The organism is Pantoea anthophila, from assembly GCF_006494375.1.
In the GTDB taxonomy this organism is placed as follows: domain Bacteria; phylum Pseudomonadota; class Gammaproteobacteria; order Enterobacterales; family Enterobacteriaceae; genus Pantoea; species Pantoea anthophila.
Map to the genome: position 1 here is coordinate 61,840 of NZ_VHIZ01000042.1, position 24,833 is coordinate 86,672.

18 protein-coding genes are annotated in these 24,833 nt (G+C 56.3%); 10 read left to right on the top strand and 8 right to left on the bottom strand.

Annotated elements, in window-relative coordinates; translation table 11 throughout:
• Positions 1–114: 114 nt before the first annotated feature.
• Positions 115–2,310, bottom strand: a complete 2,196-nt coding sequence (gene priA, locus FJW00_RS11150) for a primosomal protein N' (RefSeq protein WP_140924099.1) — start codon at positions 2,308–2,310, stop codon at positions 115–117.
• 226 nt (positions 2,311–2,536) lie between these two features.
• On the opposite strand from priA, the gene rpmE reads away from it, so the two are divergent.
• Positions 2,537–2,752 carry a 50S ribosomal protein L31 gene (gene rpmE / locus FJW00_RS11155; RefSeq protein ID WP_003851227.1) on the top strand — a complete coding sequence of 72 codons (216 nt, stop codon included), beginning with the start codon at positions 2,537–2,539 and terminating at the stop codon, positions 2,750–2,752.
• Between the two features lie 76 nt (positions 2,753–2,828).
• On the opposite strand, the gene FJW00_RS11160 is transcribed toward rpmE, so the two are convergent.
• The 3 genes from FJW00_RS11160 to metJ all read right to left on the bottom strand — a co-directional run bounded on the left by FJW00_RS11160 (position 2,829) and on the right by metJ (position 6,804).
• Positions 2,829–4,418, bottom strand: a complete 1,590-nt coding sequence (locus FJW00_RS11160; RefSeq protein WP_140924101.1) for a two-partner secretion domain-containing protein — start codon at positions 4,416–4,418, stop codon at positions 2,829–2,831.
• Between the two features lie 62 nt (positions 4,419–4,480).
• Positions 4,481–6,085 carry a ShlB/FhaC/HecB family hemolysin secretion/activation protein gene (locus FJW00_RS11165; RefSeq protein WP_258317033.1) on the bottom strand — a complete coding sequence of 535 codons (1,605 nt, stop codon included), beginning with the start codon at positions 6,083–6,085 and terminating at the stop codon, positions 4,481–4,483.
• Positions 6,086–6,486: 401 nt separating this feature from the next.
• A complete protein-coding gene (gene metJ, locus FJW00_RS11170) occupies positions 6,487–6,804 on the bottom strand; it encodes a met regulon transcriptional regulator MetJ (protein WP_009088019.1) in 318 nt (105 codons plus the stop codon).
• 273 nt (positions 6,805–7,077) lie between these two features.
• Between metJ and metB the strand changes: the two genes are divergently transcribed.
• The 3 genes from metB to metF all read left to right on the top strand — a co-directional run bounded on the left by metB (position 7,078) and on the right by metF (position 11,781).
• Positions 7,078–8,238 carry a cystathionine gamma-synthase gene (gene metB, locus FJW00_RS11175; RefSeq protein WP_140924106.1) on the top strand — a complete coding sequence of 387 codons (1,161 nt, stop codon included), beginning with the start codon at positions 7,078–7,080 and terminating at the stop codon, positions 8,236–8,238.
• Positions 8,239–8,240: 2 nt separating this feature from the next.
• Positions 8,241–10,676: a bifunctional aspartate kinase/homoserine dehydrogenase II gene (locus FJW00_RS11180; protein ID WP_140924108.1), complete on the top strand. Its 2,436-nt coding sequence runs from the start codon at positions 8,241–8,243 to the stop codon at positions 10,674–10,676.
• 205 nt (positions 10,677–10,881) lie between these two features.
• Positions 10,882–11,781 carry a methylenetetrahydrofolate reductase gene (gene metF, locus FJW00_RS11185; RefSeq protein ID WP_009088014.1) on the top strand — a complete coding sequence of 300 codons (900 nt, stop codon included), beginning with the start codon at positions 10,882–10,884 and terminating at the stop codon, positions 11,779–11,781.
• 93 nt (positions 11,782–11,874) lie between these two features.
• On the opposite strand, the gene ppc is transcribed toward metF, so the two are convergent.
• Together ppc and argE are read right to left on the bottom strand one after the other, a co-directional pair.
• On the bottom strand, positions 11,875–14,526 hold the full coding sequence (gene ppc / locus FJW00_RS11190) for a phosphoenolpyruvate carboxylase (RefSeq protein ID WP_046100828.1): 2,652 nt from the start codon (positions 14,524–14,526) through the stop codon (positions 11,875–11,877).
• A gap of 356 nt (positions 14,527–14,882) precedes the next feature.
• Positions 14,883–16,031, bottom strand: a complete 1,149-nt coding sequence (gene argE, locus FJW00_RS11195; protein WP_009088011.1) for an acetylornithine deacetylase — start codon at positions 16,029–16,031, stop codon at positions 14,883–14,885.
• A 167-nt stretch (positions 16,032–16,198) separates the two neighbouring features.
• On the opposite strand from argE, the gene argC reads away from it, so the two are divergent.
• The 4 genes from argC to argH all read left to right on the top strand — a co-directional run bounded on the left by argC (position 16,199) and on the right by argH (position 20,704).
• On the top strand, positions 16,199–17,203 hold the full coding sequence (gene argC / locus FJW00_RS11200) for an N-acetyl-gamma-glutamyl-phosphate reductase (protein WP_046100827.1): 1,005 nt from the start codon (positions 16,199–16,201) through the stop codon (positions 17,201–17,203).
• A 14-nt stretch (positions 17,204–17,217) separates the two neighbouring features.
• Positions 17,218–17,994 carry an acetylglutamate kinase gene (gene argB / locus FJW00_RS11205; protein WP_009088007.1) on the top strand — a complete coding sequence of 259 codons (777 nt, stop codon included), beginning with the start codon at positions 17,218–17,220 and terminating at the stop codon, positions 17,992–17,994.
• A 24-nt stretch (positions 17,995–18,018) separates the two neighbouring features.
• Entirely contained in the window at positions 18,019–19,239 is a 1,221-nt protein-coding gene (locus FJW00_RS11210) for an argininosuccinate synthase (RefSeq protein WP_009088006.1), read from the top strand.
• 91 nt (positions 19,240–19,330) lie between these two features.
• Positions 19,331–20,704, top strand: a complete 1,374-nt coding sequence (gene argH, locus FJW00_RS11215) for an argininosuccinate lyase (protein WP_140924110.1) — start codon at positions 19,331–19,333, stop codon at positions 20,702–20,704.
• A gap of 120 nt (positions 20,705–20,824) precedes the next feature.
• On the opposite strand, the gene FJW00_RS11220 is transcribed toward argH, so the two are convergent.
• On the bottom strand, positions 20,825–21,559 hold the full coding sequence (locus FJW00_RS11220; RefSeq protein WP_140029930.1) for a glutathione peroxidase: 735 nt from the start codon (positions 21,557–21,559) through the stop codon (positions 20,825–20,827).
• Between the two features lie 122 nt (positions 21,560–21,681).
• On the opposite strand from FJW00_RS11220, the gene oxyR reads away from it, so the two are divergent.
• Positions 21,682–22,599, top strand: coding sequence for a DNA-binding transcriptional regulator OxyR (gene oxyR / locus FJW00_RS11225; protein WP_009088000.1), 918 nt, complete (start codon positions 21,682–21,684; stop codon positions 22,597–22,599).
• Here the strand turns inward: oxyR and sthA are convergent.
• Positions 22,582–23,982 (bottom strand): Si-specific NAD(P)(+) transhydrogenase, encoded by a 1,401-nt coding sequence (gene sthA / locus FJW00_RS11230; protein WP_009087998.1) that lies wholly within the window; start codon positions 23,980–23,982, stop codon positions 22,582–22,584. The two genes, oxyR and sthA, sit on opposite strands and share 18 nt — an antisense overlap.
• 192 nt (positions 23,983–24,174) lie before the next feature.
• On the opposite strand from sthA, the gene fabR reads away from it, so the two are divergent.
• Positions 24,175–24,819 (top strand): HTH-type transcriptional repressor FabR, encoded by a 645-nt coding sequence (fabR, locus tag FJW00_RS11235; RefSeq protein ID WP_009087996.1) that lies wholly within the window; start codon positions 24,175–24,177, stop codon positions 24,817–24,819.
• The last annotated feature ends 14 nt before the right edge of the window (positions 24,820–24,833 follow it).

Genomic DNA, 24,833 nt, shown 5'->3' on the forward strand with positions numbered 1-24,833 from the left:
TCAGAGGCAAACCAGCCACATTGTTAACGATTGCGTGGCTGGTTGTTACTTAATTTGCATAAAAATTGTGACTTATGCGACATTTTTCGATCTGGCTCGCAACGTCAGCGGAGATCAGCTCTCGGTAGGGTCAATATCCAGCGTCCATTTCACTTTGCGCGCGGCGGGCAGGGTGGAAATCAGCGGCAGCGAACTGCTCAGCAACTGCTGCAGACGCTGCCGGGAAGGGTGCTGAACCAGCAGTTGCCAGCGCCAGCGGCCGCTGCGTTTTGGCTGCAGGGCCGGGACCGGCCCCATAAACCACATGGCCTGATCGTTGAGCGGACTGGCCTCCAGCAGGTTACGAAGCTGTTGCAGAAATTCAGCTGCCTGCTGATTATCCATATCTTCAGCGCGAAACAGCGCATGGCGGCTCCAGGGTGGCAGGTGAACCGCCTGGCGCTCCAGCAGTGCCTGCTGCGCAAACGCCGTATAGCCCTGGTGCAGCAGGGTCTGAAGCAGCGGATGTTCCGGGTGGTGGGTCTGCAGCAGGACTTCGCCCTGCTTACCGGCACGCCCGGCACGGCCGGCGACCTGGGTATAGAGCTGAGCAAAGCGCTCCGCCGCCCGAAAATCGGCGGAAAACAGCGCCCCATCGACATCCAGTAGCGACACCAGCGTAACGTCAGGGAAGTGGTGACCCTTCGCCAGCATCTGAGTACCAACCAGAATGCGCGCCCCTCCGCGATGCACATCGGCCAGATGCTGCTCCAGCGCCCCTTTACGGCTGGTGGTATCACGATCGATTCGCGACACCGGCACGCCAGGGAACAGCGTGCCGAGCTGCTGTTCCAGCTGTTCCGTGCCGACACCGACCGGCAGCAGGTGAGTTGAGCCACACTGCGGGCACTGATGAGGAAGCGGACGCTGGCTGTCGCAGTGGTGGCAGCGCAGCTGGCGATGATGCTGATGCAGCGTGTAGTAGCGGTCACAGCGGTGACACTCGGCAATCCAGCCGCAGTCGTGACAGAGCAGGGCGGGCGAAAAGCCGCGGCGGTTAAGAAACAGCAGCACCTGATTATCCGCCTGCAGATGCTGACGCATTTTGCCAATCAGGCCCGGTGCCAGGCCGCCGATCAGCTGCACACCTTTTAAGTCGATCAGCTGTTGCAGCGCCGGTCTGGCATTGCCTGCGCGCTTTGTCAGGTCGAGCTGGCGATACTTGCCGCTGCGCACATTGTGCAGCGTCTCCAGCGCGGGCGTCGCCGATCCCATTACAATCGGGATATTTTCTTCATGGGCGCGAAACACAGCCAGATCGCGCGCCTGATAGCGCCAGCCCTCCTGCTGCTTGTAAGAGCTGTCGTGCTCTTCATCAATGATGATGACCCCCGGCCGGGCCAGCGGGGTAAACAGCGCCGAGCGGGTGCCAATCACAATTGCCGTTTCCCCGCGCCGCGCACGTAACCAGACGGCCAGCCGCTCACTGTCGTTTAAGGCGGAGTGCAGCACGTCAATCGGCGCATCAAAACGCTCCCGGAAACGGGCAATGGTCTGCGGGGTCAGGCCGATCTCCGGGACCAGCACCAGCGCCTGTTTTCCCCGAGCCAGCACATTCTCCAGCACGCTGAGGTAGACCTCCGTTTTGCCGGAACCGGTGATGCCCGCCAGCAGCCAGGCGGCGTAATGTTCGTCATCTGCCCGAATCGCACCGACCGCCATCGCCTGATCGGTATTCAGACGCAGGCGTTCGCCTTTAATGGCGAAGGTGGTTCGCCAGTCGTGCCGCTGCGGCTGATGCTCATACAGCTCGCACAGCCCTTTGGTGCGCAGAGCCTGAAGCGTCGCCTCCGTCAGGTCGTGTTCGCTGACCTGATGGCGATAGAGCGGCTGCTGACGCAGGGCAGCCAGCGCCTGCTGCTGTTTGGGCGCGCGCTTTAAACTCTCCGGCATGGTCGCCCGGCCCTGCTCGGTAATTTCCCAGCGCCATAATGGGTTATCCTGCGCGGGTTTGCCCTGACGCAGCAGCACCGGAATGGCATGGTTCAGCACTTCGCCCAGGGGAGAGTGATAGTAGCTGGCGGCCCAGTTAAGGATGCGCCACAGCGAAGAGGGATAGAGTGACTCGCTATCCAGCACCTCAATGACGCGCTTGAGCTGTCCTTCGGGCAGATCGCTGCTCTCACGCAGGGCGACCACAATGCCGATCATCCTGCGATTGCCAAAGGGCACACTTACGCGACCACCCATGACCGGCTGCGCGCCCTGTGGCGGCAGATAATCAAACAGGCGGGGCAAGGGGACGGGCAGGGCAACCTGGACAACGGGCATAACTCTCTCTTTCCGGCTCGGGCATCGGGAGGGCTAGTGTACACGCTGGACCCGGATGGCGGGTATCCCAGGATAAATTTGCAGCAATGATAACTTCTCTGTATGATATGCCGCCTTCGGTGAGAAAGACCTTGCCGGAGTACACCCTATAATGTTCAACCGCGTGTGGTGCTGTGCAGGTTTACGCCTGGCACGGAGAGCGACACGGCCTTCTATGAGGTTTCCCATGAAACAAGGTATTCACCCGAAATACGAAGCAGTTACTATCAAATGTACCTGCGGCAACGAGATCCACACCCGTTCAACACTGACTCACGAACTGAACCTGGACGTCTGTGGTAAATGCCACCCGTTCTATACCGGTAAGCAGCGTGAAGTGGCAACTGGTGGCCGTGTTGACCGCTTTAACAAGCGTTTCAGCGTGCCAGGCGCTAAAAAATAAGATTAAAAGGCACCTGAACCTGCGGGTTCGGCGGCAACAAAAAACCCAGCCTCGGCTGGGTTTTTTTATGGCCCGGTTACAGGCTGGAGTCTGTTTCAGGCTTGTTCAATTCCAGAAGCTGCGTGGTGTAATCACCATCTAAATCAGCAATGGTAGTGATCTTAGGGGCTGAAATCGAAATTTTATCCGCTTTCATGGTGCCCTGCCTGCACAATAACCACAGCCGGCAGGATGTATTACTGATTTTGCCATCCGTTGTCAGCGCCAGGGTTGCCGCCTTCAGGGTACCCTTATTAGAAATTCCACTTTTACCGGTCACGCTTAACCGCTCAGTCGCCTGCATCACGCCCTGATTGCTAAAGTCGTCAGAAACGAGAGAGGCATTCTGCGCTGTGAGGGTTCCGGCGTTAGAGACAGTTACGGCAGAAACAGAGGCTGTGCTCTGTGCGGTAACATCGCCTGACCGGAGGCTGACCCCTTTAACGGCGTATAAGCCAATAGTGTCCGCCTGAATCGAGCCGGAGTTAATCAGGCTGGTGTTGGCGACAGGCGTGATAACGCCATTCACCGTGCTGTAGCCGGTCTGCATTGTCAGGGCTCCAGCCGTGCTGATGGCGCCTTTATTTTCGATATCTCCCGCCAGCGAAAAAAGGCTGACGGTGCCATCGCCACTGATCTGCCCTTTCTCGTTGTTAGTCACTTTTCCATAACTCACGATGCTGGCGTTGTTGGTGGCTTTAACAGTGCCTTCATTCGTGAATGTATTTGTTGTCTGCAGAGCAGCCTGGCTGGCAGAAAGCGTCCCTTTGTTCGTCATGCTGCCGCTGGCTGCGATGCTCATCACGCCAGCGTCAAGGGTTCCGTTGTTGGTTAACGTGCCATTGGTTGAGATATAAAGGCTGTTGGCATTCAGGACGCCATTATTGTTGACGCCCGCACCGGCTTCCGTGGTTTGCAGCTGGATCAGGCCTGCTGTTGCTCCGCCCAGCGCGCTGACATCGATGCTGTTGCCGCCAGTCCGGCCCGTCGTGCTGGCTGTGGCCTGACCCGAGGCCCTGTTATAGGTGTATTTACCGGCAATCGCTTTCAGCTGGGTTGTCTCAACTTTGCCATTGAGCGTAATTTTCTGCGCCAGCAGGTCCGTATAATCGGCGCCTGTCAGCCCTTTGCCTTTAACCGTAAGGGTGCCTTTCGTCACATTAAAGCCCGTCAGTGCACCATCGGTTAAAACTGGCGTGCCGGTGGTCAGGGTGGCGCGTCCGGTATTGATAAAATTACAGCCGGAACAGGTGATCCCGTTTGGGTTGGCGATAATTACATCGGCCTTCTGACCTGCGACTTCAATAAAGCCGTTCAGTGAAGAAGCTTTATTTGAGATGACCTCGTTCAGAATCAGACTGGCTGAGCTATTCAGATTGCTGTTCCGGGCAATATTACCACTGTCGCGAACCATATCTGTGGTGCTGTTATTCAGTACCAACCCCTTTTCGGAGACGTTGAAGCTCTGATACATATTATGTGACAGACCATTCGCATCCGGCTGATTAATATCCACCACGGTCGAACCATTTGCATGCTGATAACTGTTCAGTGCAGAAAGCGCAGGCTGACTACACAGGGTGGCGAGCGTCGCCAGGAATAGCAGATTAAACTTATGCGTATTCATTTTTTTCCTCTGGATGTGTGTGTTTATTTTCAAAATCTTTTTATTTAACGCTTTACTTCTTACTAATATTTCCACTGCAGTGAAAAACCGAGCGTAACGGGATCGGTGTGGAAAGCCTGGGGTTTTTTAACCGGGGTGCCGGCAAAAAGATCAAAACGTGTTTTCAGGAGTGTTCCCCGCAGGCCAGCCACGCTGCCTATAACGGTTTTTCCGGCATATTCCTGCTGGCTGCTATTACCGTAGACCTGGCCTGCGTCAATACCGATATAAGGCTGAACCGGTTTGTCAGGGAAAATCCAGCTGACATCGTTGCGCCAGAACCAGCCTTTATTATCCTGAAGCGCGTATTCGCCATCGAAGCCACGAACCGTCCAGCGGTTTGCCAGCGAAAAGCGATTCAGCGAAGAGAGGGTGTCGGGTGAATATTGCACACTGACATGGGGTGAGTAGTTCAGCCAGTTATCTCCTAACTGGAAATTAACCGAACCTTTCAGATCCAGCGTCATAATCCGGCCCTGCGTATCAATGAGCCCATACGTCTGTTCAACGGTATGGCTGCTGTTAAACCAGGGCATCTTCCGTTGATAGCTCAGGGTCGTCGTCAGCGCCGCGTTATCGTCATGCATCTCATGCTGCAGCAACGCTTTCCAGCCCGCACTTTTTTTATGCATGCTGATGAGGTCCCGGTCATTAAGTGAATAACGCGATGACGTGTTGAAGATTTGCAGGCCAGCTGTGGTGGTCTGAAAGAGGGTTCGCGAAAGCAGTCGGTTGAGCTGCGCACTGTAGTAGCTGTTCTTATTATCCAGTGCCCATTCTGACCAGTTTCCGGTCAGGCGTTGCTGATAATGACTCTGGCTGGCATAGAGATCGAGCCACCAGAAACCCCATGGCACCGAATAACCTATCGATTTATTATCATTGCCTTTGCGGGTCTGTTTCGGCGCAATATCGTGGCCGTAAGAGACGTAAAATATGTCACTTAATGACGCAATGTTGTTTAAATAGAGTGCGGTTCCCCCCTGATAGCGCCCCGTCGCCGCCGAGCCGGCATCATTCAGCCAGGCGCTCATCTGCCAGTATTTATCCTGTTCGCGCTGGATAACGATATCGCTTTCACCTTTGCTGCTGCCTGGCAATAACTGAACGTTAACCCGCGATCCCGGGACGCGCTGAAGATTAAGGCTGCCCTGTTCCAGATCGCTGAGTTCGAGCAGATCACCCGCGCTGAACGGCAGGGTACTGGTCAGATTAATGTCGTCGCCACTCGCCTTATTTAGCACGATTTTTCCGACGTGACCGGCATGAATATCAAACGTTAACGTACGGCCCGACAGATTCTGTTCGGGCAAATTAACACGCGTTGTAATATAACCCAGCCGGATAATTTCATTCTGCAGCGTTTTAGCGAGAATTTTTATTCCGTTAATGCCCAGGCATTTTCCTTCTGCCTGTGCAGTGAAATAGCGTAATTTTCTGAGGTGCAGTTTTTTACTGTCCTGATTCAGCGAAATATTATCGATCGGATAGCAATTTTCCTCATGCGGAAACGGAATCGCTTCCGGTCTGAAGTCCTCTTTTTCAGACATGCCAGGCAGCAGGTCAGGCGTTAATTGCGCTTTGCGCTCCCGATCCTGTTGCCGGGCATTAATATTCTCATTTTGCACCGTTATAGCCGGTGCCACGCTGGATGCAGAAGTGAAATAACTGGTTGTGCCGGTGATGAAAAGAATAAAAAAAGTGGGTGCGAAGGATTTTATTTTATATTTGATGCTCATTGGCTTTCCGTGAAATTGTCGCTCTGACAAAATCTTACGGATGCGCATAATAATGAACAATAGTAATAATTCTATTGTCCGGATAAAACAATATTCTTATTGCAATGGAAATAACGCAATAATAAGGAAAAGAGGGTAGATTTTTCTGATACGTCTGGCAGGCAATATGCAGGCGATGGCGTCAGGCCGGAAGAGAGGAGCGTCACAGGGGGCAGAACGGATCAGAAAAGCGGCTCCCTGAGCGGAGCCTGCTTCTCTGCAGCGAGGTCAGGCGACAACGGCGCCGGGGATCAATATTCCCATGTATCCGGATCAACACCCATCTGGCGCATAATTGCTTTCGCTTCTTCCGGGATCTCATCGCTGCGCTCTTTGCGCAGGTCGACATCATCCGGCAGCGGTTGACCCGTAAAGGCATGTAAAAAGGCTTCGCAAAGCAGCTCGCTGTTGGTGGCGTGACGCAGGTTGTTCACCTGACGACGGGTACGCTCATCCGTTAAAATCTTCAGCACGCTCAAGGGGATAGACACTGTAATCTTCTTGACCTGCTCGCTCTTCTTACCGTGCTCAGCGTACGGGCTGATATATTCGCCGTTCCATTCAGCCATGGGTTACCTTAATTAATAAACGTTAAATGTGAGGAAATCAGCGGATTATGCCTGATTTTTTCCTGCCTGACCCCTGATATGGCGGGTTTTCTTCGTTCACTGCCTCTGTTCTTCAGAGAGGAACGCCAGGCGATGACGCATAATTTTAGCGGTTATTGCGTTTCTGCTCAATCTATACGCAAAGACATTTAGATGTCCAGATGTATTGACGTCTAATTAGAGGGTGATATTCTGTGAGCCACATTTTATTCACTTTTCAGGAACAATTCGCTCATGACGCGTAAACCGGCAACCATCGCAGTGCGTAGCGGTTTGAATGATGACGAGCAATATGGCTGCGTTGTCCCGCCTATCCATCTTTCCACAACCTATAACTTCCTGGATTTTAATGAGCCGCGTGCGCATGACTATTCCCGTCGGGGTAACCCCACGCGTGATGTCGTGCAGCGTACGCTGGCGGAACTGGAAGGCGGTGCGGGCGCGGTATTAACCAATACCGGGATGTCGGCGATTCATCTGGTGACGACGGTGTTCCTGAAGCCTGGCGATCTGCTGGTTGCACCACATGACTGCTATGGCGGCAGCTATCGGCTGTTTGACAGCATGAATAAGCGTGGCGCATATCGGGTGAAATTTGTTGATCAGGGTGATCCGGTGGCACTGCAGGCGGCACTGGGTGAGAAACCTAAACTGGTGCTGATCGAAAGCCCCAGCAATCCGCTGCTGCGCGTGGTGGATATCAGCGCGATTTGCACCGCTGCCCGGGCGGCGGGTGCCATCAGCGTGGTGGATAACACCTTTATGAGTCCGGCCCTGCAGAATCCGCTGGCGCTGGGGGCAGACCTGGTGATCCACTCCTGTACAAAATATCTCAACGGTCATTCCGACGTGGTGGCAGGCGCGGTGATTGCTAAAGATCCGCAGCTGGCGACGGACCTGGCCTGGTGGGCAAACAACATTGGCGTCACGGGCGCGGCCTTTGACAGCTACCTGCTGCTGCGCGGGATTCGCACACTTTCACCACGCATCGCAGCGGCGCAGCGCAATGCGCTGGCGATTGTGGAGTATCTGAAGCAGCAGAAACGGGTGAAAAAGTTGTATCATCCTTCGCTGCCGGAGAACGCCGGACACGAACATGCCGTTCGCCAGCAGCGCGGCTTTGGCGCCATGCTGAGTTTCGAGGTTGACGGTGACGAGGCGCTGCTGCGCCGCTTCCTGAAAGCGCTGCGGCTGTTTACGCTGGCGGAATCGCTGGGTGGCGTTGAGAGTCTGATCTCCCACACCGCCACCATGACGCACGCGGGGATGTCGGCAGAGGCACGCGCTGCAGCGGGCATTTCCGATACGCTACTGCGGGTTTCTGTTGGTATTGAAGATCACGAAGATTTAATTGCCGATCTGGATAATGCATTCCGGGTCGCAGCCGAGGGTTAAGCATGACGATTTCAGCAGGCACGGGAACGCCGACTATCAGGCAGTTGCATAAATTTGGCGGCAGTAGCCTGGCCGACGCACGCTGCTATCAGCGTGTGGCCAGCATCATGGCGGATTACAGTCAGCCGGGCGACATGATGGTGGTCTCTGCGGCTGGCTCGACCACCAACCAGCTGATTAGCTGGCTGAAGCTGAGCCAGAGCGACCGGCTCTCCGCGCACCAGGTGCAACAGGCTTTACGGCGTTACCAGAGCGAACTGATCGGTGCGCTGCTGCCTGCTGAGATGGCGGAACCCTTAACCGCGGCATTTATTCGCGACCTGGAAAAGCTGGCCGCGCTGCTGGATGGACCGATAACCGATGCGGTCTACGCCGAAGTGGTCGGCCACGGTGAACTCTGGTCGGCGCGCCTGATGGCAGCGGTGCTGAGTCAGCGCGACATGCAGGCCTGCTGGCTGGATGCGCGTGAGTTTCTGCGTGCTGAACGTGCGGCCCAGCCGCAGGTCGATGAAGGCAAATCCTGGCCGCTGCTGCAGACCCTGCTGGCACAGCATCCGCATCAGCGCATCGTGGTGACCGGCTTTATCAGCCGCAATGATGCGGGTGAAACCGTCCTGCTTGGCCGCAACGGTTCCGACTACTCCGCCACGCAGATTGGTGCGCTGGCAGGTGTGGGACGGGTCACGATCTGGAGCGATGTGGCGGGCGTCTACAGCGCCGATCCACGCAAAGTTTCTGATGCCTGTCTGCTGCCACTGTTAAGGCTGGACGAAGCCAGTGAGCTGGCGCGTCTGGCGGCCCCGGTGCTGCATACCCGCACCCTGCAGCCGGTTTCCGGCAGCGATATCGACCTGCAACTGCGCTGCAGTTATCAGCCGGAGCAGGGTTCCACCCGCATCGAACGGGTGCTGGCCTCCGGAACCGGCGCACGCATCGTGACCAGTCATGATGATGTCTGTCTGATTGAAATCCAGCTGCCGGAGCAGCATGACTTCGCCATCCTGCACAAAGAGATCGACCTGCTGCTGAAGCGGGCGCAGCTGCGTCCGCTGGCGTTTGGCGTCCATCCTGACCGCCAGCTGCTGCAGCTCTGTTACACCTCTGAAGTGGTCAACAGCGCCTTTACGCTGCTGCAGGATGCCGGACTGCCGGGCCATCTGCAGCTGCGTGACGGCCTGGCGCTGGTGGGGCTGGTAGGCGCAGGCGTGACCCGCAATCCGCTGCATACCCATCGCTTCTGGCAGCAGTTAAAAGATCAACCCGTTGAATTTATCTGGCAGTCTGAAGAGCACATCAGCGTGGTCGCAGTGCTGCGCGTCGGTCCCACTCAGCATCTGATTCAGGGATTACATCAGTCACTGTTCCGTGCAGAAAAGCGTATCGGCCTGATGCTGTTTGGCAAAGGCAATATCGGCTCACGCTGGCTGGAGCTGTTTGCCCGCGATCAGGAAACGCTCTCAGCGCGCACCGGCTTTGAATTTGTGCTGGCGGGTGTGGTGGACAGCCGTCGCAGCCTGCTGAGTTATGACGGACTGGATGCCAGCCGTGCGCTGGCCTTCTTTGACGATGAAGCGGTGGAGCGTGACGAAGAGTCGCTGTTCCTGTGGATGCGCGCCCATCCCTTTGATGATTTAGTGGTGCTGGATGTCACCGCCAGTACGCCGCTGGCGCAGCAGTATCTCGATTTTGCCAGCCACGGTTTCCATGTCATCAGCGCCAATAAAGTGGCCGGTGCATCCGACAGCCAGACCTGGCGGCAAATCCGTGATGCTTTTACCAAAACCGGGCGTCACTGGCTCTATAACGCCACTGTCGGTGCAGGTCTGCCGATCAACTATACGGTGCGCGATCTGCGTGACAGCGGTGATACCATCCTGGCGATCAGCGGGATCTTCTCCGGCACGCTGTCATGGCTGTTCCTGCAGTTTGACGGCACGGTGCCCTTCACCGAGCTGGTGGATCAGGCGTGGCAGCAGGGCCTGACCGAACCCGATCCGCGGGCCGATCTCTCAGGGCAGGATGTGATGCGCAAACTGGTGATCCTGGCGCGTGAGGCGGGCTATAACATCGAGCCGGATCAGGTGCGGGTCGAATCACTGGTGCCAGACAACTGCCAGCAGGGCTCGGTTGACCATTTCTTTGAAAATGGCGATGAGCTGAATGAGCAGATGCTGCAGCGACTGGAAGCGGCGCGGGAGATGGATCTCGTGCTGCGTTATGTTGCCCGCTTTGATGCCAACGGCAAGGCGCGCGTGGGGGTTGAAGCGGTCCGTCCGGAACATCCGCTGGCCTCGCTGCTGCCCTGCGACAATGTCTTCGCCATTGAGAGCCGCTGGTATCGCGACAACCCGCTGGTAATTCGCGGACCGGGCGCAGGCCGGGATGTCACCGCCGGTGCTATCCAGTCAGATATCAATCGCCTCGCACAACTGCTCTAGCCCTCTCCTCAGGCGCCTCGGCGCCTGTTTTCAATGCGTTACCGCTGCCTGTTGAATCTCTTTCATGCTGGTTGAAAAATGATCATCGCTGTTCACGATTTATTCGTTGACGGCACGATCGGATTGGGCCATTTTGAACATCTGGACGTCTAAACGTTCAGATGTTTGCGGTCTGGTTTTTAACCGATATTGATGAGGGTGCAGGATGAGTTTCTTTCATGCCAATCAGCGCGAAGCGCTAAACCAGAGCCTGGCTGAGCTGAACGGGCGCATTAACGTCTCATTTGAGTTCTTCCCACCGCGGTCTGGTGAAATGGAAGAGACCCTGTGGCGTTCCATCGACCGTCTGAGCAGCCTGAAACCGAAATTTGTTTCTGTCACCTACGGTGCCAACTCAGGCGAGCGCGACCGCACGCACAGCATTATCAAAGGCATCAAAGATCGCACCGGTCTGGAGGCGGCCCCTCATCTCACCTGTGTTGATGCCACCCGCGATGAACTGCGCGCTATCGCCCAGGATTACTGGCATAACGGCATCCGTCACATTGTGGCGCTGCGGGGCGATCTGCCAGAGGGAGGCGGCAGGCCGGAGATGTACGGCAGCGATCTGGTGGCGCTGCTGAAAGAGGTCGGCGATTTTGATATCTCCGTCGCGGCCTATCCGGAAGTCCATCCCGAAGCGAAAAGCGCCCAGGCCGATCTGATTAACCTGAAGCGAAAAATCGATGCAGGCGCAAGCCGCGCCATTACCCAGTTTTTCTTCGACGTGGAAAGCTATTTACGTTTCCGCGATCGCTGTGTCGCGACCGGCATCGACGTTGAAATTGTGCCGGGCATTCTGCCGGTTTCTAACTTTAAACAGCTGCAACGCTTTGCCACGCTGACCAATGTGCGCGTGCCGGGCTGGATGAACGCGATGTTTGCCGGACTGGATGAGGACCCGGAAACACGGAAAATGGTCGGAGCAAACATCGCGATGGACATGGTGAAAATCCTGTCACGCGAAGGGGTGAAAGATTTTCATTTCTACACGCTGAACCGCGCTGAAATGAGTTACGCCATCTGCCACACGCTGGGCGTGCGTCCGGTTGCGGTGGCGGCTTAACCGCTCTCCTTCAGGCAATAAAAAAGTCGGGACAGTCCCGACTTTTTTTATGGCGACGTTCAGAGGGCGCGGACGCTACGCCGCGCCTGCACGCTAACCGGTGTTACGCATACCTGCTGCCACGCCCGCAATGGTCACCATCAGGGCCTGCTCAACGCGCGGATCCGGCTCATCGCCGCGTGCTTCCTGTGCGCGTGAACGATGCAGCAGTTCCGCCTGAAGGACGTTAAGCGGGTCGGTGTAGACGTTACGCAACGCAATTGACTCGGCAATCCACGGCTGGTCGGCCATCAGGTGCGAGTCGTTGGCGATAGTCAGCACCGCTTTGATATCGGCATCAAGCTGATCGCGCAACTGCTTGCCCAGCGGCCAGAGGGATTTGTCGACCAGACGCTGATCGTAATACTCTGCCAGCCACAGGTCCGCTTTTGCGAACACCATCTCCAGCATCCCCAGGCGGGTAGAGAAGAAAGGCCAGTCACGACACATCGCCTCCAGCTGATCCTGATGACCTGCCGCCATCGCCTGCTGCAGGGCTGCACCGGCACCCAGCCAGGCAGGCAGCATCAGGCGGTTCTGCGTCCAGGCGAAAATCCATGGGATGGCACGCAGCGACTCCACGCCGCCGGTCGGGCGACGTTTAGCCGGGCGTGAGCCGAGCGGTAATTTACCCAGCTCCTGCTCCGGCGTGGCTGAACGGAAGTAGGGAACGAAGTCGGCATTTTCACGCACATAACCCCGATACATCGCACAGGAGTCAGCGGAGAGCTGATTCATGATGTCACGCCATTCGCGTTTTGGCTCCGGCGGTGGCATCAGGTTCGCTTCCAGAATTGCGCCGGTATAGAGCGACAGACTGGCGATGGTGACGGCCGGTAAACCATATTTGAAGCGAATCATCTCGCCCTGTTCGGTGACGCGCAGACCGCCGCGCAGACTTCCTGGCGGCTGCGACAGCAGCGCGGCATGAGCCGGTGCGCCGCCACGGCCAATGCTGCCGCCGCGTCCGTGGAACAGGGTCAGGGAGATGCCCGCTTTCTCGCAGGTTTTGATCAGTGCATCCTGCGCCTGATATTGCGCCCAGCTGGCGGCCATCACACCGGCATCTTTCGCCGAGTCAGAGTAGCCAATCATCACCATCTGTTTGCCCTGAATAAAGCCGCGATACCAGTCGATGCTCAGCAGCTGGCTCATCACATCATTGGCGTTGTTCAGGTCATCCAGGGTTTCAAACAGCGGTGCAACCGGCATCGCATAGCTGATGCCCGCTTCTTTCAGCAGCAGATGCACGGCCAGCACGTCAGACGGGGTTTTCGCCATTGAGATCACGTAGGCGGCGATGGAGCCCTGTGGCGCTTCAGCCGCGACGCGGCAGGTTTCCAGCACTTCACGCGTTTCGTCGCTGGGTTCCCAGCTGCGCGGCAGCAGAGGACGCTTAGAGTTCAGCTCACGGATCAGGAAGGCCTGCTTGTCCGCTTCAGACCAGCTTTCATAGTCGCCCAGTCCCAGATAGCGGGTGACTTCGGCAATCGCTTCGGTGTGACGGGTGCTCTCCTGGCGCAGATCGATACGCACCAGCGGCACGCCAAAACATTTCACGCGGCGCAGCGTATCAAGCAGCTGACCGTTGGCGATAATGCCCATGCCGCACTGCTGCAGCGACTGGTAGATGGCAAACAGCGGGTCCCACAGCTGATCGTTGGAGACCAGCAGGTCGGCCGGACGCGGCAGACGCTCGCCTTTCAGGCGATGTTCCAGGAACGACTGCGTGCTCATGAGCTGGCTGCGCAGACGCTTCAGGATCACACGATAAGGTTCGATCGCTTCCGGATCGCCGCTGAGTTCACGGATCTCATCGCTGCACTCCGACATTGACAGCTCGGAGATCAACACGCCGATATCGCGCAGGAACAGGTCAGTGGCTTTCCAGCGGCTCAGCTGCATCGCATGACGGGTGATCGACGCCGTCACATTCGGGTTGCCGTCGCGGTCGCCGCCCATCCAGGAGGTGAACCGGACCGGGACGAAATCCACCGGCAGCTTAATGCCAAACGCCTCCTCTACCTGTTCGTTCAGCTCACGCAGAAAGGCAGGAACGCCTTCCCACAGGCTGTTTTCCACTACGGCAAAGCCCCATTTGGCTTCATCGATAGGGGTTGGACGGTATTTGCGGATTTCATCGGTGTGCCATGCCTGCGCGACCAGCTGGCGCAGGCGGCGCATAATCTGGTTACGTTCGTAGTCAGAGACATCGCTGTGGTCGAGCTGTTTCAGGCAGCTGTTAACTTCGACCAGCTTGTGAATCAGGGTACGGCGGGTGATTTCGGTCGGATGCGCGGTCAGCACCAGCTCCAGCGACAGCGACTCAATGGCCGCCAGAATGTCGCTTTCACGGATATCTTTCTGCTGTTTCAGGGTCTCAAAGGTCTTTTTCAGCAGTTCCGGGTGATTCGCCCCTTCGCCACTCTGGGAAATGGTCTGATACTGCTCGGCCACGTTGGTGAGGTTAAGAAACTGGCTGAAGGCGCGTGCAACCGGCAGAAGCTCTTCGTTGGAGAGATTCTGCAGCGTATTGAGCAGTTCTTTACGATGTGTGTCATTGCCTGCACGGGATGACTTGGAGAGCTTACGGATGGCTTCAACCTGGTCGAGGATGTTCTCGCCCAGAGCTTCCTTAATCGTATCCCCGAGCAGTTTGCCGAGCATACTGACATTACTTCGCATTGCGGAATATTGTTCGTTCATTGGACCCTGACACCCTTATCGTCTTGAAAAACTTCTACACCCGACCTTTCAGCAGGCAGCAGAAAAATCGGCAACGTTCTGCTCCCGCTAATCTACAGGGAACCGGCTCCGTTGCCGCCTGTCAGCATTCTGAAACGTTCTGGATAGTCACCCGGTGGGCATAACAACGTCTTTTATCTAGCCACGTAATGTTGCGTTCGTCAAATGCGTTAAAGTGGGCTGAACAGGTCGCTAAATAACGGAAATTCGAAGAATTTATCGGGAACAAAGCGGGATAAGTTATTCTTATTGGTAAATCCCGCAGAATGAGGGGGCATTTTACTGTTAATACAGTGAAATGCCCCATTTACTGTCAATCAGTGACAGAAATGCTGCACAACCTGACTGATAAGCGCCCGTGTCGGCTTGATAAATGCAGTATCAATAAATTCATCTGGCTGATGGGCCTGATTAATGGACCCTGGCCCCAGCACCAGCGTCGGACAGAGCTGCTGAATAAAAGGGGCTTCGGTGCAGTAGTTGACGATTTCGGTCGGCGTGCCCAGCAGTTTTTCCACCACACTCACCAGCTCATGATTCGCCGGACACTCATAGCCGGGAATCGGCGGATGCAGTTCGGCCACCGTGACACGGCCTGGCCATCGTGCGCTGACCGGAGCCAGCGCCTCGTTAAGCAGCCCATCCAGATCGCTGAGCGACAGGCCCGGCAGCGGACGGATATCCATATGCAGTTCACAGCAGGCGCAGATACGGTTAGCGGCATCACCGCCATGAATATGGCCGAAGTTCATGGTGGGATAAGGGATGGCAAAGCCATCATGGTGATAACGCTCCTGCAGGGTCGTGCGCAGTTGCATCAGATGGGTAATCGACTCATGCATCAGTTCAATGGCGTTCACGCCGCGAGCCGGATCGCTGGAATGGCCCGATTTCCCTTCAATGCGGATCACATTCGACAGGTGTCCTTTGTGTGCCCGCACCGGCTTGAGTGAGGTGGGTTCACCGATAATGGCGCAGTCGGGGCGCAGCTGCGTCGATTCAGAGAAATATTTCGCGCCGGCCATCGTGGTCTCTTCATCGGCCGTGGCAAGAATATAGAGCGGCTTGCTGAGGGTGCTGACATCCACATCCCGCAGCGTATCGAGAATAAAGGCGAAGAAACCTTTCATGTCTGCCGTACCCAGGCCATAGAGCTTGTTGTCGTGCTCGGTCAGGGTAAAGGGATCGCGTGTCCAGCGGCCATCATCAAAGGGAACGGTATCGGTATGCCCGGCTAACAGCAGGCCGCCCGCGCCGGTGCCGGTCCGCGCCAGCATATTAAATTTATTGCGGGTGCCGGGTACAGGCTGCACTTCCACGCTGAAGCCGAGGTCACGAAACCAGCCTGCCAGCAAATTGATTAAAGTTTCATTACTCTGATCCAGAGCCGCATCGGTTGCGCTGATCGACGGTGTGGCGATTAACTGGCGGTAGAGTTCAATAAAAGGCGGTAATTTTGTCTTCACTGTTGATGGTCCTTGAGTTAGGATGTATCCATATTCATGCATTAATAGTGAATAAAAATACATTAACGTCCTCTGCAAGGAAACCTTAAATCACTGCAGAAGACTGAGTGGGTTACGGGGCAAGGCCGCGGCCCGGGACGTGCGACTGTAAAAGGGGTTACAGCCTGATGTTGAATACGCTGATCGTTGGTGCCAGTGGTTATGCTGGAGTAGAGCTTGCCACCTTCCTGAATCGTCATCCACATATCAACATAACCGCTTTAGCGGTTTCGGCGCAAAGCCCTGATGCAGGTAAGCGCTTGTCCGATCTTCATCCGCAGCTGAAAGGCGTGGTGGATCTTCCGCTGCAGCCACTGAGCAGCGCGGCGGAGTGGGCAGACAAAGTGGATGTGGTCTTTCTGGCGACGGCGCATGAAGTCAGCCACGATCTGGCTCCGGAATTTCTTAAGGCGGGTTGTGTGGTGTTCGACCTGTCGGGCGCTTTCCGGGTCAATGACGCTGAGTTCTACACCCGCTTCTATGGCTTTACCCATCAGCATGGCGACTGGCTGGACAAAGCCGTTTACGGCCTGGCGGAATATCAGCATGAAAACATTCAGCAGGCGCAGCTGGTGGCCGTGCCGGGTTGCTATCCGACCGCCGCGCAGCTGGCGCTGAAACCGCTGGTGGATGCCGGACTGCTAAACGACGCGCAGTGGCCGGTCATCAATGCCACCAGTGGCGTGAGCGGTGCCGGCCGTAAAGCCAATGTCGGCACCAGCTTCTGCGAAGTGAGCCTGCAGCCTTACGGCCTGTTCAATCATCGTCATCATCCGGAGATTGTGGCCCACCTTGGCACCCCGGTGATCTTCACCCCACATCTGGGCAGCTTCCCGCGCGGTATCCTGGCGACCATTACCTGCCGTCTGAAAGCGGGTGTCAGCCGCGAAGATATTGCCGCCGTTTTCCATCGCGCTTATGACAATAAGCCGCTGGTGCGTTTCTATGACCAGGGTGTGCCGGCGCTGAAAGCCGTCGTGGGCCTGCCTTACTGCGACATCGGATTTGAGATGCAGGGCGAGCATCTGATTGTCGTGGCAGCCGAAGACAATCTGCTGAAGGGTGCGGCATCACAGGCGGTGCAGTGCCTGAACATCCGGTTCGGCTTCCCAGAAACGCAGTCACTGATTTAACGGACAAATAAACCATGACCAATCCATTGATTATCAAACTGGGCGGTGTGCTGCTGGACAGCGAAGAAGCGCTGGCCCGCTTGTTTGAAGCGCTGCTGAAATATCGCAGCACCCATCAGCGTCCACTGATCATTGTCCACGGCGGCGGTTGCCTGGTGGACGAGCTGATGAAAAAGCTGGCGCTGCCGGTGATGAAGAAAAATGGCCTGCGCGTCACCCCAGCCGATCAGATCGACATCATTACCGGTGCGCTGGCGGGAACCGCCAATAAAACGCTGCTGGCCTGGGCGAAAAAATCGGGCATCAACGCGGTTGGCCTCTGCCTGGGTGATGCGGGCATCGTGAATGTCACCGCCTTCGATCCGGAACTTGGCCATGTGGGCCACGCCATGCCAGGCGACCCGGCACTGCTGAATACGCTGCTGGCGGCGGGTTACATGCCGGTGGTGAGCTCTATTGGCATCACTGAGGGCGGCGAACTGATGAACGTCAACGCCGATCAGGCGGCGACGGCACTGGCTTCAACGCTGGGCGCGGATTTAGTTCTGCTCTCCGACGTGAGTGGTATTCTCGACGGCAAAGGTCAGCGCATCGAAGAGATGACCGCTGACAAAGCGGAGCAGCTGATCACCCAGGGCATTATTACCGATGGCATGATTGTGAAAGTGCACGCGGCGCTGGATGCCGCGCGTACGCTGGGCCGCCCGGTCGATATCGCCAGCTGGCGTCACGCTGAGCGGCTGCCTGACCTGTTTAACGGCGTGTCGATTGGCACCCGGATTCTCGCTTAACGACTCTGATTCAAGGATTACGAAATGCAAACGCAAAACATCAAAAAAATCGTTCTGGCTTACTCCGGTGGTCTTGATACCTCGGCAATCATTCCATGGCTGAAAGAGAACTACGGTGGCTGTGAAGTGGTCGCTTTTGTGGCGGATATCGGTCAGGAGCGTGGCGATCTGGAAGGTGTTGAGAAGAAAGCGCTGCAGTCTGGCGCCTCGGAATGCCACGTTGTCGATCTGCGTGAAGAGTTTATCAGCGACTACGTTTACCCGGTGCTGCAGACCGGTGCGCTCTATGAAGGCACCTATCTGCTCGGCACCTCGATGGCCCGTCCTATCATCGCGAAAGCGCAGGTTGAACTGGCACTGAAAGTAGGCGCGGATGCGCTGTGCCACGGTGCAACCGGTAAAGGGAATGACCAGGTGCGTTTCGAAACCACCTATACCGCCCTGGCACCGCAGTTGAAAGTGGTTGCCCCGTGGCGTGAATGGAACCTGCGTTCACGTGAAGCGCTGCTGGACTACCTGAAAGAGCGCAATATCCCGACCACCGCCTCACTGGAAAAGATCTACAGCCGTGATGAAAACGCCTGGCACATCTCTACCGAAGGCGGTGTGCTGGAGAGCCCGGCCAATGCGCCGAATAAAGATTGCTGGGTCTGGACCGTCGATCCGCTGGAGGCGCCCGATCAGCCTGAAGAGGTGACCGTGACCGTCGAAAAAGGCCGGGTTGTGGCCGTTAACGGCGAAAAACTGAGCCCGTTCCAGTGTCTGGAAAAACTCAACGAGCTGGGCGCAAAACATGGTGTCGGCCGTATCGACATCGTGGAAAACCGTCTGGTCGGAATTAAGTCCCGTGGCTGCTACGAAACCCCGGGCGGCACCATCATGGTCAGCGCGCTGCGTGCCGTTGAACAGCTGGTACTGGATCGCGACAGCTTCAAATGGCGCGAGCAGCTCGGCCACGAGATGTCCTATGTGGTCTATGACGGTCGCTGGTTTGCCCCGCTGCGTAAGTCGATTCAGGCTGCTGCCGAATCGCTGGCGGAAGAGGTAAATGGTGAAGTTGTGGTGCAGCTCTACAAAGGCCACGCGACAGCCACTCAGAAACGCTCGGCTAACAGCCTCTACTCGGAAGAGTTCGCCACCTTTGGCGAAGATGAGGTTTACGACCACCGTCATGCAGGCGGCTTTATCCGTCTGTTCTCGCTCTCTTCACGTATCCGTGCGCTGAACGAGCAGAAGAAGAAGTAATATTTCAGGCGAGGTGCGCCTCGCCTCACAGATTCAATCCAGGGGCGGCATTTATGCCGCCCCTTGTTTAACGATTCAGAGGAGTTTTCACATGGCACTTTGGGGTGGACGGTTTACTCAGGCAGCGGATCAACGTTTTAAACAGTTCAACGACTCGCTGCGCTTCGATTACCGCCTGGCAGAGCAGGACATTATTGGCTCTGTTGCCTGGTCCAAAGCGCTGGTGACGGTAAATGTGCTGACTCAGGATGAGCAGCAGCAGCTGGAAGCGGCCCTGAATACGTTGCTGGGTGAAGTGCGCGAGAATCCTGAGCAGATTCTGCAAAGCGACGCCGAAGATATTCACAGCTGGGTTGAAGGACAGCTGATCGACAAAGTGGGCGCGCTGGGTAAAAAACTGCATACCGGCCGCAGCCGTAACGATCAGGTCGCGACCGATCTGAAACTCTGGTGCAAGATGCAGGTTGAGGCATTGCTGGGCGCGACACGCGATCTGCAGCAGGCGCTGGTCGTCACTGCGGAAGCGAATCAGGATGCAGTGATGCCGGGCTACACCCATCTGCAGCGTGCGCAGCCGGTGACCTTCGCGCACTGGTGTCTGGCCTATGTGGAAATGCTGGCGCGTGATGAGAGCCGTCTGCAGGATACCCTGAAGCGTCTCGATGTCAGCCCGCTGGGCTGCGGCGCACTGGCCGGAACGGCCTACGAAATCGATCGTCAGCAGCTGGCAGGCTGGCTGGGTTTTGCCTCCGCCACGCGCAACAGTCTCGACACCGTCTCCGATCGCGATCATGTGCTGGAGCTGCTCTCTGATGCGGCGATCGGCATGGTTCATCTGTCGCGCTTCGCCGAAGATATGATCTTCTTCAACACCGGTGAAGCGGGCTTTATTGAGCTGTCAGACAAAGTCACTTCCGGCTCATCGCTGATGCCGCAGAAGAAAAACCCGGATGCGCTGGAGCTGATTCGTGGCAAATGCGGTCGGGTGCAGGGCGCACTGACCGGCATGATGATGACGCTGAAAGGTCTGCCGCTGGCGTACAACAAAGATATGCAGGAAGACAAAGAGGGGCTGTTTGACGCGCTGGACACCTGGCTCGACTGTCTGCACATGTCCGTGCTGGTGCTGGATGGCCTGCAGGTGAAACGTCCGCGCTGCCAGGAAGCCGCAGAGCAGGGCTACGCAAACTCCACTGAACTGGCCGACTATCTGGTCGCCAAAGGTGTGCCATTCCGTGAAGCTCACCACATCGTCGGCGAGGTCGTGGTAGCGGCCATCGGGCAGGGCGTGGCGCTGGAAGCCCTGTCGCTGGCACAGTTACAGCAGTTCAGTGCGGTGATTGACGACGATGTCTATCTGATTCTGGCACTGCAATCCTGTCTGGATAAGCGTAATGCGCAGGGGGGCGTCTCGCCACAGCAGGTTGCCCGCGCCATCGGTGACGCGAAGCAGCGGCTGGCATAATCCGCAGGCAAAAAAAAGGCGGGCACAACAGATGCCCGCTAACCTCTAGCTTCAGAATTACTACTTTATTATAGGCACATCATCAAAGCGCCCGCTCTCCCGGCCGACGCTAAGATTCTCTTACGCTGACAGCAGGAACTGCTGCAGATCCTCACTGCCGCCAATATGACGACCGCCCATGAAAATCTGCGGCACCGTCGCCCGGCCTGATACGGCTCGCAGACTTACGGTTGTGGCATCCTGACCCAGCACAATTTCTTCATACTGGATGCCATGATCCATCAGCATCTGTTTTGCCTGGGCGCAGAAGATGCAGCCAGGTTTCGTAAAGATGGAGACTGACTCCTGTGCTTTGCACTCCGGGGCCAGATAGCGCAGCATGGTGTCGGCATCGGAGACCTCAAAGGGGTCGCCAGGCTTGTTCGGCTCAACGAACATTTTCTCCACCACGCCGTTGCGTACCAGCATGGAGTAGCGCCATGAGCGCGGGCCAAAACCGAGATCGGCTTTCTCAACCAGCATCTCCATACCTCGGGTGAACTCGCCGTTGCCATCAGGAATGAAAGTAATATTGTCTGCCCGCTGTTCTGCTTTCCAGGCGTTCATCACGAAGGTGTCATTGACCGAGACGCAGAGAATCGTGTCCACGCCATGTTGGGCAAACAGGCCCGCTAGTTCGTTGTAACGCGGCAGATGACTGGATGAGCAGGTAGGGGTAAAGGCACCCGGCAGGGAAAAAACAATCACCGTTTTGTCTTTGAACAGCGATTCTGTGGTGACATCGACCCAGCGATCGTCCTGGCGCGTATGAAACGTGACGGACGGAATGGCTTTACCTTCCTGACTTGCAAACATTTTTTCTCCTGATAACCCCTTTCCATTTGATGCGCGCATTATTCCGAACCGCCCTTGATAGGGCCAATCGTTCATTGCTATTCTATCTATCGCCACGGGCTATCGTGGTTTGGAGGGTAATAATGAATATTCGTGATCTTGAATATCTGGTCTCACTTGCTGAATATCGCCATTTCCGCCGTGCGGCAGATGCGTGTCATGTCAGTCAGCCAACGTTAAGCGGGCAGATCCGCAAGCTGGAAGATGAGCTGGGTGTGATGCTGCTGGAGCGTACCAGCCGTAAAGTGCTGTTCACCCAGGCCGGTTTGCTGCTGGTGGATCAGGCGCGCACGGTTTTGCGTGAAGTAAAAGTGCTGAAAGAGATGGCCAGTCAGCAAGGGGAAGCGATGTCAGGTCCGCTGCATATCGGCCTTATCCCGACCACCGGCCCCTACCTGTTGCCACAGATTATCCCGATGCTGCACCAGACGTTCCCGAAACTGGAAATGTATCTGCATGAAGCGCAGACGCAGCAGCTGCTGGCACAGCTCGACAGCGGCAAACTGGACTGCGCGATTGTGGCGCTGGTCAAAGAGAGCCAGGCCTTTATTGAGGTTCCGCTGTTTGATGAACCGATGAAGCTGGCGATCTACGAAGATCATCCGTGGCGCGACCGCGATCGGGTACCGATGTCCGATCTGGCGGGCGAGAAATTACTGATGCTGGAAGATGGGCACTGTCTGCGTGACCAGGCGATGGGATTCTGTTTTGAGGCGGGTGCCGACGAAGATACCCATTTCAGGGCAACCAGTCTGGAAACGCTGCGCAATATGGTGGCAGCAGGCAGCGGCATTACGCTGTTACCAGCGCTGGCGGTTCCGCCGGAACGTATCCGCGATGGGGTCTGCTATCTTCCGTGCTATAAGCCGGTACCACAACGCACGATTGCGCTGGTTTATCGGCCGGGTTCGCCTCTGCGCAGCCGTTATGAACAGCTGGCAGAAGCAATCAAAACCCACATGCAGCACTATCTCGACACGACGTTAAAACAGGCGGTTTAAGCCGTTTAACGCCGCCACGCGATAGGCTTCCGCCATCGTCGGATAGTTAAAGGTGGTATTCACGAAGTACTCAATCGTGTTGCCACCATTTTTCTGCTCCATGATCGCCTGACCGATGTGAATAATCTCGGCGGCACGCTCACCAAAGCAGTGGATCCCCAGAATCTCTTTGGTTTCCCGATGGAACAGAATTTTCAGGCTGCCGACGTTCATCCCCACAATCTGCGCCCGCGCCAGATGTTTGAACTGCGCGCGTCCCACTTCATAGGGCACTTTCATGGCGGTCAGCTGCTGCTCGGTTTTGCCCACGGAGCTGATTTCCGGAATGGTGTAGATACCGGTCGGGATATCTTCAATCAGATGCGCTGACGCTTCTCCTTTGATAATCGCCTGCGCGGCAATGCGGCCCTGATCGTAGGCGGCAGAGGCCAGACTCGGATAGCCAATCACGTCACCGACCGCATAGATGTGCGGCTGCGCGGTCTGATACATGCTGTTGACTTTCAGCAGGCCACGGCCATCCGCTTCCAGACCGACATTTTCCAGCGACAGGGAATCGGTGTTGCCGGTTCGGCCGTTGGCGTAAAGCAGGCAGTCCGCTTTCACTTTCTTGCCGGATTTCAGATGGATGATGACGCCATCTTCCACGCCCTCAATCTTCTCAAACTCTTCGTTGTGACGAATCACCACGCCGCTGTTCCAGAAGTGGTAGGAGAGCGAGTCAGACATCTCCTGATCGAGGAACGCCAGCAGACGATCGCGGGTATTGATCAGGTCAACCTTGACGTTCAGACCGCGGAAAATCGAGGCGTATTCACAGCCAATCACGCCGGCGCCATAAATGATGACGTGGCCCGGTTCATGATGCAGGTTGAGAATGGAGTCTGAGTCATAGACGCGGGGATGGGTAAAGTCGACATCGTCAGGATGGTAAGGACGTGAACCACAGGCGATGACAAATTTCTCTGCCGTCAGCCGCTCACGCGTCCCATCAGGTTGTTCAATCTCAATGGTGTTGGCATCAACAAAATGCGCATCGCCCTGGTACAGTTCACAGCGGTTACGCTCGTAGAAGCCCTGACGCATGGCCGTCTGCTGGCTGATCACGTTTTCCGTGTGATTGAGAATGTCGGCAAAAGAGGAGCGAAGGAGTCGGGTGTGATCGCTGTAAAGCGGGTTCTGATTAAATTCGATAATGCGACTGACGGCGTGACGGAGGGCTTTAGAGGGGATGGTGCCCCAGTGGGTACAGCCGCCGCCGATGTTATGGTAGCGTTCGATCACGGCGATGCGCGCTCCCTGTTTTACCAGCCCCATCGCCGCCCCTTCACCGCCGGGCCCTGAGCCAATCACAATGGCATCGTAATCGTAAGACTTTTGCATACCGATACGTCCTATTATTTATACATTTTTACAACGAGATTCTAACATCTCGTCGCGCACTTCTGAATTCTATCAGCGATTTTCATCACAGTTTGACAAAGAGTGAGGTTCACAGGCGGTGACAAAGATTGCCAATCTGTACGCTGAAATTTTTGATATAGTGCCTGCCTAACACCGCTAAAGGCAGAGAGAATGGGCGTCAGAGCGCAACAAAAAGAACGTACACGACGTACACTGATTGAAGCAGCGTTCAGTCAGCTCAGCGCCGAACGCAGTTTTGCCAGCCTGAGTCTGCGGGAAGTTGCCCGTGAGGCAGGTATCGCACCCACCTCCTTTTATCGTCATTTCAAGGATGTCGATGAGCTGGGCCTGACGATGGTGGATGAAAGCGGGCTCATGCTGCGACAGCTGATGCGCCAGGCGCGCCAGCGTATCGCCAAAGGCGGCAGCATCATTAAAACGTCGGTGTCGACCTTTATGGAGTTCATCGGCAACAACCCCAACGCTTTCCGCCTGTTACTGCGTGAACGTTCCGGCACCTCCGCCGCTTTCCGTGCCGCCGTGGCGCGTGAAATTCAGCACTTTATCGCTGAACTGGCTGACTATCTTGAGGTCGAAAATCGCATGCCGCGCAGTTTTACCGAAGCGCAGGCTGAGGCGATGGTGACCATTGTCTTCAGCGCCGGTGCAGAAGCACTGGATGTTGATGCTGAGCAGCGTCGTAAGCTTGAGGATCGGCTGGTGTTACAGCTGCGTATGATCGCCAAAGGCGCCTATTACTGGTACCGCCGGGAGCAGGAGCGTCTCGCGGTTACCCTGGAAAAACCCGAAGAGTAATGAGTAAGGATCCG